The 14029-nt window shown below is 62.6% G+C and carries 14 protein-coding genes; 5 read left to right on the top strand and 9 right to left on the bottom strand.

Going from position 1 to position 14029, the window contains the following annotated elements:
* The first annotated feature begins 14 nt into the window (after nucleotides 1-14).
* The 3 genes from oxlT to pyk are packed head-to-tail and all read left to right on the top strand — an operon-like array spanning nucleotide 15 to nucleotide 4118.
* Complete coding sequence (oxlT, locus tag I6F38_RS05530) at nucleotides 15-1373, top strand: oxalate/formate MFS antiporter (protein WP_225159370.1); 1359 nt, start codon at nucleotides 15-17, stop codon at nucleotides 1371-1373.
* Nucleotides 1374-1403: 30 nt separating this feature from the next.
* On the top strand, nucleotides 1404-2699 hold the full coding sequence (locus I6F38_RS05525; RefSeq protein ID WP_225159369.1) for a glycerate kinase: 1296 nt from the start codon (nucleotides 1404-1406) through the stop codon (nucleotides 2697-2699).
* A gap of 3 nt (nucleotides 2700-2702) precedes the next feature.
* Nucleotides 2703-4118 carry a pyruvate kinase gene (gene pyk / locus I6F38_RS05520; RefSeq protein WP_225159368.1) on the top strand — a complete coding sequence of 472 codons (1416 nt, stop codon included), beginning with the start codon at nucleotides 2703-2705 and terminating at the stop codon, nucleotides 4116-4118.
* An 81-nt stretch (nucleotides 4119-4199) separates the two neighbouring features.
* On the opposite strand, the gene I6F38_RS05515 is transcribed toward pyk, so the two are convergent.
* On the bottom strand, nucleotides 4200-4409 hold the full coding sequence (locus I6F38_RS05515; RefSeq protein ID WP_092084574.1) for a hypothetical protein: 210 nt from the start codon (nucleotides 4407-4409) through the stop codon (nucleotides 4200-4202).
* A gap of 114 nt (nucleotides 4410-4523) precedes the next feature.
* Nucleotides 4524-5771: a DNA polymerase IV gene (gene dinB, locus I6F38_RS05510; protein WP_225159367.1), complete on the bottom strand. Its 1248-nt coding sequence runs from the start codon at nucleotides 5769-5771 to the stop codon at nucleotides 4524-4526.
* Nucleotides 5772-6179: 408 nt separating this feature from the next.
* Here dinB and I6F38_RS05505 point away from each other — a divergent pair, with 408 nt between their 5' ends.
* Entirely contained in the window at nucleotides 6180-6446 is a 267-nt protein-coding gene (locus I6F38_RS05505; RefSeq protein ID WP_225159366.1) for a hypothetical protein, read from the top strand.
* 328 nt (nucleotides 6447-6774) lie between these two features.
* Nucleotides 6775-7800 (top strand): hypothetical protein, encoded by a 1026-nt coding sequence (locus I6F38_RS05500; RefSeq protein ID WP_225159365.1) that lies wholly within the window; start codon nucleotides 6775-6777, stop codon nucleotides 7798-7800.
* A gap of 157 nt (nucleotides 7801-7957) precedes the next feature.
* On the opposite strand, the gene I6F38_RS05495 is transcribed toward I6F38_RS05500, so the two are convergent.
* From I6F38_RS05495 to I6F38_RS05465, 7 genes are all read right to left on the bottom strand, one after another.
* Complete coding sequence (locus I6F38_RS05495) at nucleotides 7958-8374, bottom strand: tetratricopeptide repeat protein (RefSeq protein ID WP_168856880.1); 417 nt, start codon at nucleotides 8372-8374, stop codon at nucleotides 7958-7960.
* Between the two features lie 291 nt (nucleotides 8375-8665).
* Entirely contained in the window at nucleotides 8666-9070 is a 405-nt protein-coding gene (locus I6F38_RS05490; protein WP_225159364.1) for a hypothetical protein, read from the bottom strand.
* Between the two features lie 12 nt (nucleotides 9071-9082).
* Entirely contained in the window at nucleotides 9083-10768 is a 1686-nt protein-coding gene (locus tag I6F38_RS05485) for a type II and III secretion system protein family protein (RefSeq protein WP_225159363.1), read from the bottom strand.
* A 396-nt stretch (nucleotides 10769-11164) separates the two neighbouring features.
* Complete coding sequence (locus I6F38_RS05480) at nucleotides 11165-11575, bottom strand: TadE family protein (protein WP_225159362.1); 411 nt, start codon at nucleotides 11573-11575, stop codon at nucleotides 11165-11167.
* Nucleotides 11575-12906 carry a pilus assembly protein TadG-related protein gene (locus I6F38_RS05475; protein ID WP_225159361.1) on the bottom strand — a complete coding sequence of 444 codons (1332 nt, stop codon included), beginning with the start codon at nucleotides 12904-12906 and terminating at the stop codon, nucleotides 11575-11577. The genes I6F38_RS05480 and I6F38_RS05475 overlap by 1 nt, the downstream gene beginning before the upstream one ends.
* Before the next feature lie 10 nt (nucleotides 12907-12916).
* Nucleotides 12917-13375: a hypothetical protein gene (locus I6F38_RS05470; protein ID WP_225159360.1), complete on the bottom strand. Its 459-nt coding sequence runs from the start codon at nucleotides 13373-13375 to the stop codon at nucleotides 12917-12919.
* 6 nt (nucleotides 13376-13381) lie between these two features.
* A complete protein-coding gene (locus I6F38_RS05465) occupies nucleotides 13382-14017 on the bottom strand; it encodes a methyltransferase (RefSeq protein WP_225159359.1) in 636 nt (211 codons plus the stop codon).
* Between the last annotated feature and the right edge of the window lie 12 nt (nucleotides 14018-14029).

Raw genomic sequence — 14029 nt, 5'->3', positions numbered from 1 at the left:
CCTCAGGAGCACACATGATCTCCACGAAACCGGCATCATCGCCCGGCGGCTTCCGTTGGCTGCAGCTGGCGATCGGCATCGTCTGCATGGCGATGATCGCCAACCTGCAATATGGGTGGACGCTGTTCGTTGACCCGATCGACGCGAAGTTTCACTGGGGTCGTCCAGCCATCCAGCTCGCCTTCACGATTTTCGTGATGACGGAGACATGGCTTGTGCCGGTGGAGGCCTGGTTCGTGGACAAATACGGCCCCCGCATCGTCATCACGTTCGGCGGGCTGATGATCGGGTTGGCCTGGGTCATGAACTCATACGCCTCCTCTCTCGTCACGCTTTATGCGGCAGCTATTGTCGCCGGCATTGGCGCCGGCGCCGTCTACGGCACTTGCGTCGGCAATGCGCTGAAATGGTTTCCGGACCGGCGCGGCCTAGCCGCAGGAGCAACCGCCGCCGGGTTTGGCGCCGGTGCGGCCCTCACCGTCGTACCGATTGCCAACATGATTGCCGCCAGCGGCTACCAGAGCACCTTCCTGACCTTCGGGATCGGGCAAGGCCTCATCGTCATCCTGCTGGCCTGGTTCGTCCGCCCGCCGGATGGCATCGAGGCGCCCCGGAAGAAGCGCCTCAGTCTGCCGCAGAGCGCGATCGACTACACGCCGCCCCAGGTGCTGCGCACCCCGGTCTTCTGGGTCATGTACGTGGTGTTCGTCATGGTGGCTTCCGGCGGGTTGATGACCGCCGCGCAAATCGGGCCGATCGCCCATGACTTCAAGATCGCGGACACGCCGGTCACCCTGGCAGGCTTCCAGATGGCGGCGCTGACCTTTGCCATCTCGCTCGATCGCGTCTTCGATGGTTTCGGCCGTCCGCTCTTCGGCTGGGTCTCCGACAATATCGGGCGCGAGCACACGATGTTCATCGCGTTCGCGACGGCGGCGCTGATGTTGCTGACGCTGTCCACCTACGGTCACATTCCGGTTGTCTTCGTGCTGGCCACGGCGATCTATTTCGGCGTCTTCGGCGAAATCTACAGCCTGTTTCCCGCGACGTCGGGCGACACGTTCGGCGCCAAATACGCAACCACCAACAACGGCATGCTCTACACGGCGAAGGGCACGGCGGCGCTGCTCGTGCCGCTCGCGAGCATCATCTCTTCCCAGCTCGGCTGGCAGGCCGTGTTCATCGTCGCGGTTGCACTCAATGCCACCGCGGCCCTCACTGCCTTGTTGTTAATCAAGCCGATGCGGCGCGCGTTCATTCTCGGCAGTGAAGCGACGGCAAGTGCCGCGACCGCTCGCGCAAAGATCTTTCCCGGTGAAGGCGGCCGACTGGAGGCACCCGTGTCTTACGACCGTCTCGAGAAGGCGCCATAACAAGAGACCTATCGGCTGGAGCGCAAGCGATTGAACGACAGATGGACGGATGTGCGGGCTCGGACCGCCCTGCGGCGAATCTTCGACGCCGCCATCGCGAGCGCCGATCCGAGGATCACGATTGCCGACGCCCTGCCGGCAAAGCCGAAGGGCAGATGCATCGTCGTCGGCGCGGGTAAGGCGTCGGCGGCAATGGCTGCGGGCCTCGACGCGGCATGGGCTGACGTCGAGCTTTCAGGTGTCGTCGTCACGCGCCACGGCCATTCGGTTCCAGCCGGCCGTATCGAAGTGCTCGAAGCGTCTCACCCCGTGCCGGATGACACGAGCAGGACCGCGGCCCTTCGCATGCTGCGCGCCGTCGAGGGGCTTTCTGCAGACGATCTCGTCATCGCCCTGGTGTCCGGCGGTGGCTCGGCGCTGATGACCCTGCCGGCATCTCCGATGACTCTCGCCGACAAGCAGGCGGTCAACCGGGCACTCCTTGCAAGCGGCGCGACGATTGCCGAGATGAACGTCGTCCGCAAACATCTGTCCGCGATCAAGGGCGGTCGGCTGGCGCTGGCCGCCCGTCCCGCCCGCGTCACGACCCTTGTGATCTCAGACATTCCCGGCGACGATCCCGCGGCGATTGCCTCCGGTCCCTCGCTGCCGGACAGCAGCACAAAAGCCGATGCGCTGGAGATCGTTGGCCGGTTTGCCATCAACCTGCCGGAAGCGGCGCGGCTTGTGCTTGAACAAGCGGACGAGACACCCAAGCCCGGCGAGATTGATGCCGACGTCCGCATCCTTGCCGCTCCATTCCATGCGCTTGACGCCGCGGCCAGCGCCGCCCGGGACGAAGGCCTGACGCCGATCATCCTCGGCGACGCGATCGAGGGCGAGGCACGGGAACTCGGAACCGTGATGGCCGGCATCGCCCTATCAGTCGCGAGGCACGCGCAGCCGGGCCCTGCCCCCGCGGTGCTGCTGTCCGGAGGCGAGACGACGGTGACGATCGGGCGCGGGCCGGCGGGACACGGCGGCCGCAACACCGAATTCCTGCTGGGGCTTGCCGTCGCCCTGTCCGGCGCATCCGATATCTGGGCCGTTGCGGGCGACAGCGATGGAATTGATGGAACGGAAGATGCGGCTGGCGCTTTGATCGGTCCGGATACGTTGCGGCGCGCCGCCGCGAATCTGCTTGACGCACGGGCGCATCTGGCTGCCCATGACAGCTATACGTTCTTCGACCGCCTTGGAGACCTCGTGCGCACCGGGCCGACGCTTACGAACGTCAATGATATCCGTGCCGTGCTGATCGCAGCCGGCCAGCCACCGACGAGGTGATCCATGCGTCGTCATCGACGAGCCAAGATCGTTGCAACCGTTGGTCCAGCAAGCAGTTCCCCCGAGATGCTCGAGGCACTGCTGCTGGCGGGCGTCGATACGTTCCGCCTGAACTTCAGTCACGGAACACAGAGCGATCACGCACGCATTCACGCGGCGATCCGAAAGCTGGAACAGGACGTCGGCCGGCCGATCGGCATCGTGATGGACCTCCAGGGCCCGAAGATCCGCGTCGGCACCTTGCGCGATGGAAAGATCACCGCAATGGCCGGAGAGACCATTCGGTTCGTCTTGTCCGGATCGGAAGGCGACCGAACCGCAATTCCCCTCCCGCATCGGGAGATCTTTGCCGCCGTTGCCCCCGGCCATGACCTTCTGATCGACGACGGCAGGGTCCGCGTTCGCGTTACCGGGCTCGGTGACGATTTCATCGAAGCCAAGGTGATCGTCGGTGGCACGATCTCGAATCACAAGGGCGTCAATCTGCCGGGAACGGTCCTCGATCTTTCACCGCTGACCGCGAAGGATCGCCTCGATCTGGAGTTCGGCCTGAAACTTGGCGTGGATTGGGTTGCCCTGTCGTTCGTGCAGAAGCCCTCCGATATCATCGAGGCGAGAGGCCTCGTCGGGGACCGCGCCGGCCTGATGGCCAAGATCGAGAAACCGGCAGCGCTCGAACGGATCGACGATATCATCCAGTTATGCGACGCCATCATGGTTGCGCGGGGAGATCTCGGCGTCGAAATCCCGCATGAGGACGTGCCGGGGCGCCAGAAGGAGCTGGTGCGGGCCTGCCGTCTCGCGGTGAAGCCCGTGATCGTCGCCACGCAAATGCTGGACTCGATGGTCGCCGCCCCTACGCCGACACGTGCGGAAGTCTCCGACGTTGCGACCGCCATCTATGATGGCGCAGACGCCGTGATGCTGTCGGCGGAGTCCGCAACAGGCCGATATCCGCGCGAGGCGGTCGAGATGATGGACCGCATCATCCGCAGCACCGAACAACACAAGATGTACCGCTCGATCGTCGAGGCGACCCAGCCCGGCGAAGAGCAAACGCCACCGCATGCCGTGGCAACGGCGGCGGCCGATCTCGCCTCCGTCGTTCACGCCGCAGCCATTGTGGCCTATACGTCGAGCGGTACCACGGCCGCACGCGTCGCGCGCAAGCGGCCGAGCCGCCCGATCCTCGCCATCACCCCAAGCCGCGAAGTGTCCCGCCGCCTGTGCCTGCTTTGGGGCGCTCACAGCGTGCTTTCCGACGACGTTCAGAGCTATGAGGAGATGGTCGAGCGCGCAACTACATTCGCGCAAGCAGAGCAGTTTGCATCGAGCCGCGATCTGCTGGTCGTGGTCGCCGGCATTCCCTTTGGACAAGCGGGAACAACCAACAATCTACGGGTCGTATCGCTGCCCTGAGAGAACCGTCGGCCCGAGCGATTGCATCATCAGCACACCGCGCGGCAAGGCGAACGCGACGGTCGCGCACCGTCCGATCGCCTAGGTCAGCATCGAGATGATCGACTGAAGCTGATCGGATGCCGACGTCACGAGCCCGTCGAACGAGGTCTGGCCGTGAGCTGCGGCTCGCAGGATGCATTCCGCAACAGCGGCCTTGAGACCGAACACGGATTGATCCGCCGGTACGCTTGCCATGACCGCATCCAACGCATCGCGCATCGTCTGGATCAGTTCGGCGCTGTGCTTCATGGCTGTCCCTCCGCAGGCTCAAAATAGGCCGACCGTACGGGGTCGCCACTCACAAGCGCGCGATTCCAAATTGCCTTTTCTTAATGCAGTGACAGATACGTGAACCGGCGAACGCTAGAGATCTCTCTCGGCAAGCTTGCGAAACGCGTCGGGCACCGAATGAACCGCCTCCAGCGCGGCTGAACCATATCCGATCGCCTCCCAGCCAAAGCGATCGCGGATCTTGTCGATCGCACGGTCCGCCGCCCAGCGGGCCATCCCTGTCGGACTTCCAGGCCGAAGCGCTTCGTCCTCCAGTCCGAGTGGAAGCTCCAATGCAAGATCCCAATGCTCCTCGAGATGCGACACCGAGATCGCCAGCAGCGAGATGATCTTCTCGCCGGGATGGTCAGCAAGAGCAGCGCGCACGAGATTCTCGGCGAGCCGCGCCAGGACGATGGTCGTGCACACCGGCGCATCGAGCGTCATCGAGCGCGTCACCGACTTCAGGTCGGCGAAGAGGACGCGCACCGTCACGGTTCGTCCAGGCCGTGACTTCGCCCGAAGCCGCGTGGCGACGCGGTCGGCGAGATGAAGCAACGTTGGCCGGATGACTTGCTCGATCGCAGGCCTTCGGCCAAGTGCCGATTGTGCTCCCGCCGATCGCGCGCGCCGGTGTGGCTTGAGCTGTCGCGGATCGCGATTCCAGGCCAGCGCGGCGAGTTTCTCGCCCGCCGCCGGACCGAGCAAGTGCGTCAGCGACCGTTCCGACAATTTGGTGAGCTGACCGATCGTCGCGACACCGATCGCGTCCAACCGGGTCCTGGTGACCGGCCCTACTCCCCACATCAACTCAACCGGCAATTCGTGAAGGAAGCTCAGCTCGGCGTCGGGATCAACGACGACAAGTCCATCGGGCTTTGCGACCTGCGAGGCGATCTTCGCCAGATGCTTGGTGCGGGCGACGCCGACCGAGATCGGAAGGCCGAGCTCGCTGCGTACGCGCCACCGGATCGACGCGGCTATTTCGGCAGGCGTTCCGAACAGGTGAGTGCAGCCGGCAACGTCCGCAAACGCCTCGTCGATCGAAATTCGCTCGACCAGCGGCGTGAAGTCGCCGATCACCTTGATGGCCGCGTCACCCAACCGCTGGTAATCGCTGAAATGGCCGCCGACGAAAACAAGTTGCGGGCACAGTTGGCGCGCTTCCCGCCCCGACATGCCGCCATGCACTCCGAAGGCCTTGGCCTCATAGGACGCCGCCAGCACAACCCCGCCCCCGACGGCGATCGGCTTGCCGCGCAGCGACGGCTCGAGCAGTTGCTCGACCGATGCGTAAAATGCATCCAGGTCCGCATGAAGGATGGTGGCTGCGGCTGCCATCTCGACCCGTTCATCCCTGACCTGACCGAAGCCGCCGGTCCCCGGACGTGGAAACTGGCAATAGAACAAAATAGGAACAAGTCAATCCGGCACGTCATCGCGGCCGCTGGCGCCGCGAACGACGCCAGGTCGTCAACGCGCGTTGCCACGCTGCGCGCTTGCCGCGCGAGGGCATCTGCCGGCGCTGCCTTCAGCCGGCTTCGCCCGTTCGCCCTCGATCTCGGCCCGCGGGAGATCGAAGCGGGAGTTGCTGCGAGGCATCAACGCGAGGCACATCGGCGGATCGTTCGAGATGCATGACGGCGGCTTCTGCGATGCACGACCGCAGCTTGCGCGTATTGCCGCACCGGCTCACTCATCAGCCGGCTGACTTTGCCGCGCAGGGCTTTTTCGGCTAGATATTTTGCAATGACCGACCAATCTCATCAGGTGGACTTCCAAGCTGCGGCCCACCTTTACAAATGGCCTTCTCTCAACAACTCGAGGCGAGAGGATCGCGCGCCCTATATGGTCGTCAATGGAACGCTTGACCAATGCATTCGGGATTTCATGAGCAAGCCCGAGAAGACGCGACATCTTTACGAGATCCGCACCAAGTCGCAGCCTCCCCTCGTCCCCGACGTGCTCTCACCCGAGCATGTGATCGAACTCTCCAGACTTCGCGAGTTTCTCTGAGGCGCGCCGCGAACACGATCCCGACGCGTCTCGTTTGCGGGCCGACTTATCCATCTGTCGTAGGTCTGGTGCCGGATTGTTTGCCCCTTGGCGAGCCGGTACACTTGCTTGACTCCCTGATTAACCGACGTCCGTGCCGGCATGATTGATCCGCTTCGACCCCGCTGAGGCTCGCACGTCGCCTGCACGGGAGCGGAACGGCGGCACGGCCGGTTGACGGGGCATCGCGAGGCGCCGCATGAGGTTCAATCTGGCGATCCTGAGTGTGCTGGCCGCAAGGCCCGGGCAGCGGATCGCGATCGACGAGGTCAGCCGCGAGGTCAAGCGCATGATCGCGGCCGGCGATGAGGCCACGCAGTCGAAGCGGCCGTCCGAGCTTGGCGATGCCGACGTCTTCCAATCGGGATGGGCATCGATCAACGACGCGGGCCTGCAGATCACCGATTCGGGGCTCTCGCTGTGGCGCTCGCTTGAAGAAGGACTCGATCAACAGGAAACGGAACGATTGGACGCCGCTGCCGCCGACACGCGCCATTACGTTGCGGATGCTGCGATCGACCGTCCCGACGACGTTGATCTCGAGCTCCCCGGCATGACGCGCGAGGACCGCGACGACCGCCAGCCATCCGGCGCGGGCCATTCGGCTACTGCTCCCGGCATCCCCCCGGCGCACTCTCCGATCGTCCCTGCGCCTGCATTCGGCTCCTTTCAAGAGGCGAACCGCATGGTGGCTGCGCGGTTGTCCGGTCTGGTCAGCTTCCTCGGCACGATCAAGCCGAAATTCGCCGCCGCGCGGCGACGGCGATCCGCGGAGGATGTCGGGGATCGTCGTGCCGATCGTCGAGGCGGATTGACGGGGCTGGCGGTGGCGTGCCTCAGCCTGATCTCGGTCGTCACTTGCGTTGCCGCCGCGATTGCACTTGGTCAGCTTTCTTCGCTGAAGTCGGACATAGCCGCGTTGCGGCGGGAGATCACGCCGCTGAGGGAACGCCTCGCCAGACTCGAACAGGTCGAGGTCGCAAGACGCGATGCCGCCCAGCAGCAAGATGCGCAAGACAAGGCCGAGGCGGAAAAGAAGCTGACTGACGGCGCAGGCGAACAGGCCGCGCTCAACCTCTCGCGTGAAGAGATTCAGTTGATCAGGGAGTACATCAAGGCAGCGCCTTCGGGCGGCGCAGCAGTCGCGCCGATCAACGTCGGCGATCCCATCACCGGCGGAATGATTCCGCTGCCGTCGTCGTTGACGGAAAAAGTGCCGCGGCTTCTCGGTGCGAGATTCGCCACCCGCAACGGTGCTATCATCATCAGCACGCGAAACAGCCGCCGCATCGATGTCGTGCTGATGCCGAACTAGATCGTGGCGAGGTCAAGTCGCAGGGGCGAGCTGCCAAAATATCGAAAACAACCCCATGCAAAGGAGCCGGCGGACCCGGCAACTCGACGCGTCGGGCAAAATTTGGTATTATCATACCCCTAAGAAATCGTGCAGAGGCTCGTGAACCGCTGTCAACCTACGGCTGATTGTTCGGCGGACGCTCGATGAACCTCCGGCTGCCGTTGAGAAGCTCGAGGTTGTTCGCGATGACGGGGTTGCCCGGATCGAGCGAATACGCCTTCTCGAACTTCCGCCGCGCGCCGTTCAGATTGCCGCGCAGCATGAGGGAATAGCCCTGATCGTTGAGGATCTGGACGGTCTCGCCGCCAAGCCGGATCGCCTGCGCATAGGCCTGATCGGCGAGATCGAAGCGGCGCAGCTTGTCATAGCTCGCCGCGAGCCCGACCCAGGCCGTCACGTCCTTCGGCGCCTTCTCGACCGCTTCCTTGAAATAGCGCTGCGAGATTCCGTAATTGCCGCGGTTGTAGTGCTCGAGCCCCATCCGCACCGGTTCGTCGGAGGGATAGTATTTGACGTCGGTCGGCTCCTGCACGGGGTCTCCGCCCGGCGGATCCACGGGGGCTACGATCGCAGCCTCCCGCGTCGTGTAGTCACAGGCCCCAAGGCCGGTCGCCAAGCCGCAACAGATCAACGCCGGTGCGAGGCGATGCAATCCTCGCCCCATTCCCCAAGTCCAGCGCAGCCCCTGCACCATTCGAAGATCCATCGCAAAACTACCTACGAAAACAGACGGCACGACCGAAATACCGAGGTCTGCCGAAACCTAACGTCGCACTTCCCTTCCGAATCCCTGCCCCGGCACCTGGCCGACGCTGCAAGGACATTACCTGCCGCCTCCGCCTCCGACCCCGACGGCCACCGATCCACCGGTCCCTGCGCCCAATCCGGTCGTGTTGACGTTCTGAATCGTGGTGACGGGCGGCGGCTGGCCCATCGCCTTGGTCGGATCGCCCATGTCGGGAAGCTGATCGAGCGGCCGCTGCTGGGTGCCATAGCGCGTTATCGCAGTGCCCGTGCGCCGCGCGTCGTAGGCGATCCTGCGATCGCCGACATAGGCCGGCCACGGGTGGATCGTGTGTGTAACGGCGTTGACCTCTTTGGCGTTGCCGGCGCTCATCGTGATGGTGTCGGAACGCTGCACGTAGCGGTCCATCTCGTCATGTCCGTAAAGGCCGTAGCAGCCGCCGAGCAGGAAGGGTGCGAGCAAAGCCAGATATCGGATGGTCATCTCTCGCCTCCCCTAGTTCAAGGTCTTCACGACCGGCTGGTTCGCACTGACAGCCGGTGGCGGAGCCGGAACAACAGCGTTTGGCGCGATGATGTGACCATAGGGTCCCTTCACGTCGCCGCCGGAATTGACGTAGTCGTCGTAACGCTTGCGAACTTCCATCTGGCCATTGAGGAAGAAATCGACGTCGTTGGCCGGCAGGCGGGAATCGAGCGGCGATGCCAGTTGCTGACCGGGCGCTGCCGGCGCGACGAGGCGCGGCGTCACGATGATGACGAGATCGGTTTCCTGCTGCTGGTACGACTTGCTGCTGAACAGGGATCCGAGCACCGGCACCGAGCCGATCCAGGGCAATTGCGAGACGTCCTGCCGGTTGCGCGTCTGCAAGAGGCCGGCGATGGCAAAGCTCTGGCCGTCGCGCAACTCGACCGTAGTGCGTGCGTCACGGCGGCTCAGCGCCGGGATGGTCGTTCCGGAGATGCTCACCGCGTTGGTAAAATCGAGCTCGCTGACCGAGGGCTCGACGCGAAGGTTGATCACTCCGCGCGACAGCACAGTCGGCACGAAGGCCAGTTCGACGCCGAACTTCTTGTAGTCGATGCTCACGGTCGGCAGTGCGCCCGGGACCGGCGACGAGGCGACCGGCACCGGAATCTCACCACCAGCCAGGAATCGCGCAGCATCACCCGACAGCGTGGTCAAATTCGGCTCCGCCAGCCGGCGGGCCAGTCCTTTGGTTTCCAGTGCGGTGATCAGAAGATCTACCGAACTGCCATTGCTGGTTCGAAGAATGCTCGTCAACAAGCTTCCGAACGGGGGCGCAACCACGCCGCCGGCCGAACCAACAAGCGTTCCGATCGTTCCCAGCACTGGAAGGCTGCCAGCAGGATTGGCACCAACAGGAGTGCTGCTGGTACCAGGGATGGCGCTGACACCACTGATGGGCACAGTATTGATACTATTGACACCGCCAATGGGAGTTCGGCCAGCGACTGCGACGCCGCCCAATCCCGAATTGGCAATATTGGTCCCATTGGCGTTGGCCGCCATGAGGTTCACGCCGAGATCGCGTCCCGCCTCGCGGCTGACCTCGAGGAAGCGCACCTCGAGCATCACCTGCTGCGGCGCCGCAACGCTCATGGCATTGACCACGATGGCGTCCTTGGGAACGCTGCCCTGGGCAATCGTCATCGCCCGCTCGGCGGCGACGGCATCGGTGGCCGTTCCGCTCAGCACCACCTGCCCTTCGGAGGAGGACACGCGAATGCCGCGTGTGCCGGTGCCTGACTGGATGTTCTGCTGCAAATTGCCGATATCGAGCGTCACCTCGACATCGAGAATGCCGATCTGCTTCATCGAGCTGTCGAACAGGATGACGTTGGTGGTGCCGGTCTTCCTGCCCTGGACGTAGATAAGGTGGTCGCTCAGCGACTTCACGTCGGCGATTTCGGGCGAGCCCGCGACGATCGACGAGAACGCGGTATCGACCCTGAAGGTGCGCGACTTGTTGACGGTCACCCTGACGCGCTGGACGTCGCTCATCTCGCTGACGAAGACGCCGCTGGACGACGGCGCCCGCCGCTCCGCGGCCGCAGCAGGATCGGCGAAATGAAACAGGGCGATCGCAGCGCCAAACGCCATCGCGCTCAAGGCTACCAGCCCAAGTCCCGCATCAACCGAAACGCGACTTCCCATCATGCCAATCCCCTTCGCCGCGTCTCCGCGACGACCCCCGTAAATCTACGACCTCGGCGTCCCGATCACTCCCGTTCGTCCACCACGCCGTAGAGTTTACAGTCTGTCCGACTACAAATCGTTACTCGCGAAAATTCCCATTTCCCGGCGCACCGGACACTCACCCGGGTCGCAAGGCCGCTAATGGCGGCTGGTAGATCATCCCTCGCTACGCGCCTCGATTGCAAGGAGAGAGGTCCGCCCGGCCGCGGCAACGCCGGAGAAAACTCCCCGTTGTTGCCAGCGCGCACCACTTCCATAGCCCGCCCGGGCTATTTCCCGGCCCGCCATCGGGCCGAGCCGTCCTGGCGGCCGCCCAAGCCGGCGCCACCGATCGGCCTCGTCGAATCGGGGTTCTGCTCAGAAGGGAATCGTGGTGGACGCGCTCGGCGCGTTGAGGGACGTGCCCCAGATCGGCATGATCATGGCGAAGCCTGACTGGGATGCCGTCACCGTCAGCGCCGAGGCGCCCGCCGTCGTGGTCACGGTGGGCGTGAGACTGGCGCCATACAGGAAGGGAGCAGCGGCCTGCTTTTCTGCGGCCGACAGGTAGTCACCGGTACAAGCGGACGGTGATGTGGCCTGCAATACAGCAGGTGTATAGCATTTGATCATGTTCGCGCGAGCGCTTGCATCCGCGAGCATGCGCAGCGACTGCATCGTGATCGCGTACCGCCCGAAATCAAACACGGCGAAGATCAAGGTGAACAAGGGCACAGCGATGAGGCAGAACTCTAGCGCTGCAACGCCCCGCTGGTCCAGCTTTCTCATCATTGCACCAAATAGACAACTTGGGTGTGAGCAACTGTGGCAGGGACACAGCCATCCGTGCTCATGTAAGCGCTACCGGTCATCGTCAAAGTATTGGCTATTACCTCTGAACACGTCGTGTTCGCATTGACGCCCGTTCCGCTCCACGCAACATCAACATTCGGGAAATACATCGCGCCGCCCAAATTGATCATGTTACTGTTGCCGTTTACGGTGACGGCATTCTTGCTCTTATTTGGTGCCTGATCGTCAATCAGAACGCCAGCGAGTGCAGGATAAGTAGCGTTAGTAGAAGGTGCGACAAGGCTAACTGAAGCGTTGCCACTAATGGAAATCGACGAATCCCCGAGCAACACGAGCGTAACGCCCGATGCGCCTGCGCCTGTACAGGTCGGGCAGCTGACGGTTCCGCCATTAATTGTGATTGTTGCGTTGTAGAAGAAGTAGGTTCCGGGGGAGAAAACCACCGTATCCCCGTTCGTACAGGTCAAATCACCATACAAATTGGTACTGTTGTTTGGCGTCAACGTACCGCTGCATGACAGTTTCGTCGTTTTGCCGGTCCATGAGTTGAACGAAGCAGTGTCAAGTGCCTGCAGGGGATTCGTCGCAGCAGGCATAAAATAGTTATATGGCACGCTAAGGCTATTGCACTGAGTGACGTTGGGAAGGCAACCTTTCGCAGCATCGATCTGCCAACCTGATCCCGTGATAGTGGGAGTGCTGGAAAATTTGACAGTGTCGTTTGACATCAGCCCGCAGCCATTTCCGGCGGTCGTAACATTGCCACCGATGGTAAGTGCGCTGCCTTTTGGCCACCGCCCGAGCCCCAACGCACATACATCTTTCGGGTTCTTGACTTCGGCAACAGCTGTCGCGGCGATGTTGACCGTAGACAAGCCGAGCACCGCGGCCAAGTACGCCGGCTGCTGCCGACTAACTGTAGCTTGAACGAAGTTTCCGGTGTTTCCATTCCACGACGTAAGCGAAGCGATCGCAACGGTGTGCGAGATGCCACTCGGAAGGCTGGCCGCACAGATGGAGCCTGGATACGACGTGTCACCTGAGTTGCAGAACGCGTTCTGCGCTGCGAATTGCTTGCCGCGATAATCCACAGACTGCGTATCGGCGCACGTAAGTGATCCGAGAGAGCAAGCGAGCCGCAGCGCGCCTGAATAGGCGGCAGCATCAGCGGCATTCTGCGCGCGCTGCTTGGTAACATACCAGGACCCGGCTTCACCGCCGAGCGCCATCATTCCGATCAACGGGATCAACGCAATCACGGTCGCGAACGCGGCCGAACCTCGACGGCAACGGAGTATGTCGCGCATGGAGCCCTCTCTATTGAAACCGCTCAGAATATGACAGCGTGTACGTGCACGAATTGCTGCAAAGCACTGACCGCAACACCATTGGCGCAAAGGTTATGGTCGTTGTGTATGAATAATATTTGGGCGAAAGCGTAGCGTCAGAACAGCCGGTCTGATTGTCACCGCAAATGATTTGAGGATCGCTGATAGGATAACTCGGATTAACGGCGGCTCTAGGACGCACAGTTGTCAGCCAATCCGACGTGCTCGTGACATCGGTCGGCTGATTGTACTGTAAATATTGCCCGAACCCGCGTAATGCCGCGAACGCCTGGATGTATTGAAAGCCCGCCAGCGCGAGGTCGGCAAGCGGCAGCAGAATAACCAGGAACAGGAAGGCGAAAACGAACAGCATCTCGAACGCGACGGCGCCGCGTCGATCCGCGATCAGGGAACGCTTGCCGATCACTCGGCTTTTCCAGCTCTGCATGGCCGCTCACCAGACATAGGGAATCAATCTCCAGCGCGACGCCTCGTAGCTGGAATATTCAGGAAGCGTGCGCCGAAGCACGTCCTCTTCGTAGTGAATTCGCCAGACCTGGATGCAGATGTGCAGAATCAGCAGGCCCACGGTCATCCAGCTCAGATGCTGCAGCACGACACCAAGGAACACGATCTCTTCCGACAGATAGAGCGGATGCTTGATCCAACGGTACGGCCCGGTTTGCACCACCGAACGCGCCTGCGGCACCAGGCTGAACGACCGTCCGAGATGACGAACGGTCACGAGGATCATGATCATGCCGGTCAGCACGAAAACCGCGGACAACAAATTCGGCAATGCGCCCTCGGTCTTCTCGAAAAACGTGATCGTCCATGGCCAGTATGTGCCGACGAACGCAGCAACCCTCGGCAGCAGGCCTTCGGCCTGCGCCTTTGCGGGGCCGCGGATCAGGATCAGCAACGCCAGCATCAAGTAAAACACCGCGACCAGAAAGTTCGAGACGAGCGACGGCCACAGCTCTCCCGCCTTCGCGAGATTGGTCGTCACGGCAAGTGCCAACAGAAGGAACCATGCGCTGCCAAGGAATCGGGTCGCCCGATCGTAAGCCAGGTTCGTCGAAAGGCTCATTGCAGCTGCGCT

It is taken from the genome of Bradyrhizobium sp. BRP56 (assembly GCF_020194035.1).
Taxonomy (GTDB): domain Bacteria; phylum Pseudomonadota; class Alphaproteobacteria; order Rhizobiales; family Xanthobacteraceae; genus Bradyrhizobium; species Bradyrhizobium australafricanum.
This window is presented reverse-complemented; position numbering and strand designations above follow the sequence as displayed.

What these genes read in the sequence shown, in the direction of transcription:
- oxlT (WP_225159370.1), top strand. Translation starts at nt 15, where the DNA reads ATGATCTCCACGAAACCGGCATCATCGCCCGGCGGCTTCCGTTGGCTG.
- pyk (WP_225159368.1), top strand. Translation starts at nt 2,703, where the DNA reads ATGCGTCGTCATCGACGAGCCAAGATCGTTGCAACCGTTGGTCCAGCA.
- I6F38_RS05515 (WP_092084574.1), bottom strand. Translation starts at nt 4,409, where the DNA reads ATGAAGCACAGCGCCGAACTGATCCAGACGATGCGCGATGCGTTGGAT.
- dinB (WP_225159367.1), bottom strand. Translation starts at nt 5,771, where the DNA reads ATGGCAGCCGCAGCCACCATCCTTCATGCGGACCTGGATGCATTTTAC.
- I6F38_RS05505 (WP_225159366.1), top strand. Translation starts at nt 6,180, where the DNA reads ATGACCGACCAATCTCATCAGGTGGACTTCCAAGCTGCGGCCCACCTT.
- I6F38_RS05500 (WP_225159365.1), top strand. Translation starts at nt 6,775, where the DNA reads ATGATCGCGGCCGGCGATGAGGCCACGCAGTCGAAGCGGCCGTCCGAG.
- I6F38_RS05490 (WP_225159364.1), bottom strand. Translation starts at nt 9,070, where the DNA reads ATGACCATCCGATATCTGGCTTTGCTCGCACCCTTCCTGCTCGGCGGC.
- I6F38_RS05485 (WP_225159363.1), bottom strand. Translation starts at nt 10,768, where the DNA reads ATGATGGGAAGTCGCGTTTCGGTTGATGCGGGACTTGGGCTGGTAGCC.
- I6F38_RS05480 (WP_225159362.1), bottom strand. Translation starts at nt 11,575, where the DNA reads ATGAGAAAGCTGGACCAGCGGGGCGTTGCAGCGCTAGAGTTCTGCCTC.
- I6F38_RS05475 (WP_225159361.1), bottom strand. Translation starts at nt 12,906, where the DNA reads ATGCGCGACATACTCCGTTGCCGTCGAGGTTCGGCCGCGTTCGCGACC.
- I6F38_RS05470 (WP_225159360.1), bottom strand. Translation starts at nt 13,375, where the DNA reads ATGCAGAGCTGGAAAAGCCGAGTGATCGGCAAGCGTTCCCTGATCGCG.
- I6F38_RS05465 (WP_225159359.1), bottom strand. Translation starts at nt 14,017, where the DNA reads ATGAGCCTTTCGACGAACCTGGCTTACGATCGGGCGACCCGATTCCTT.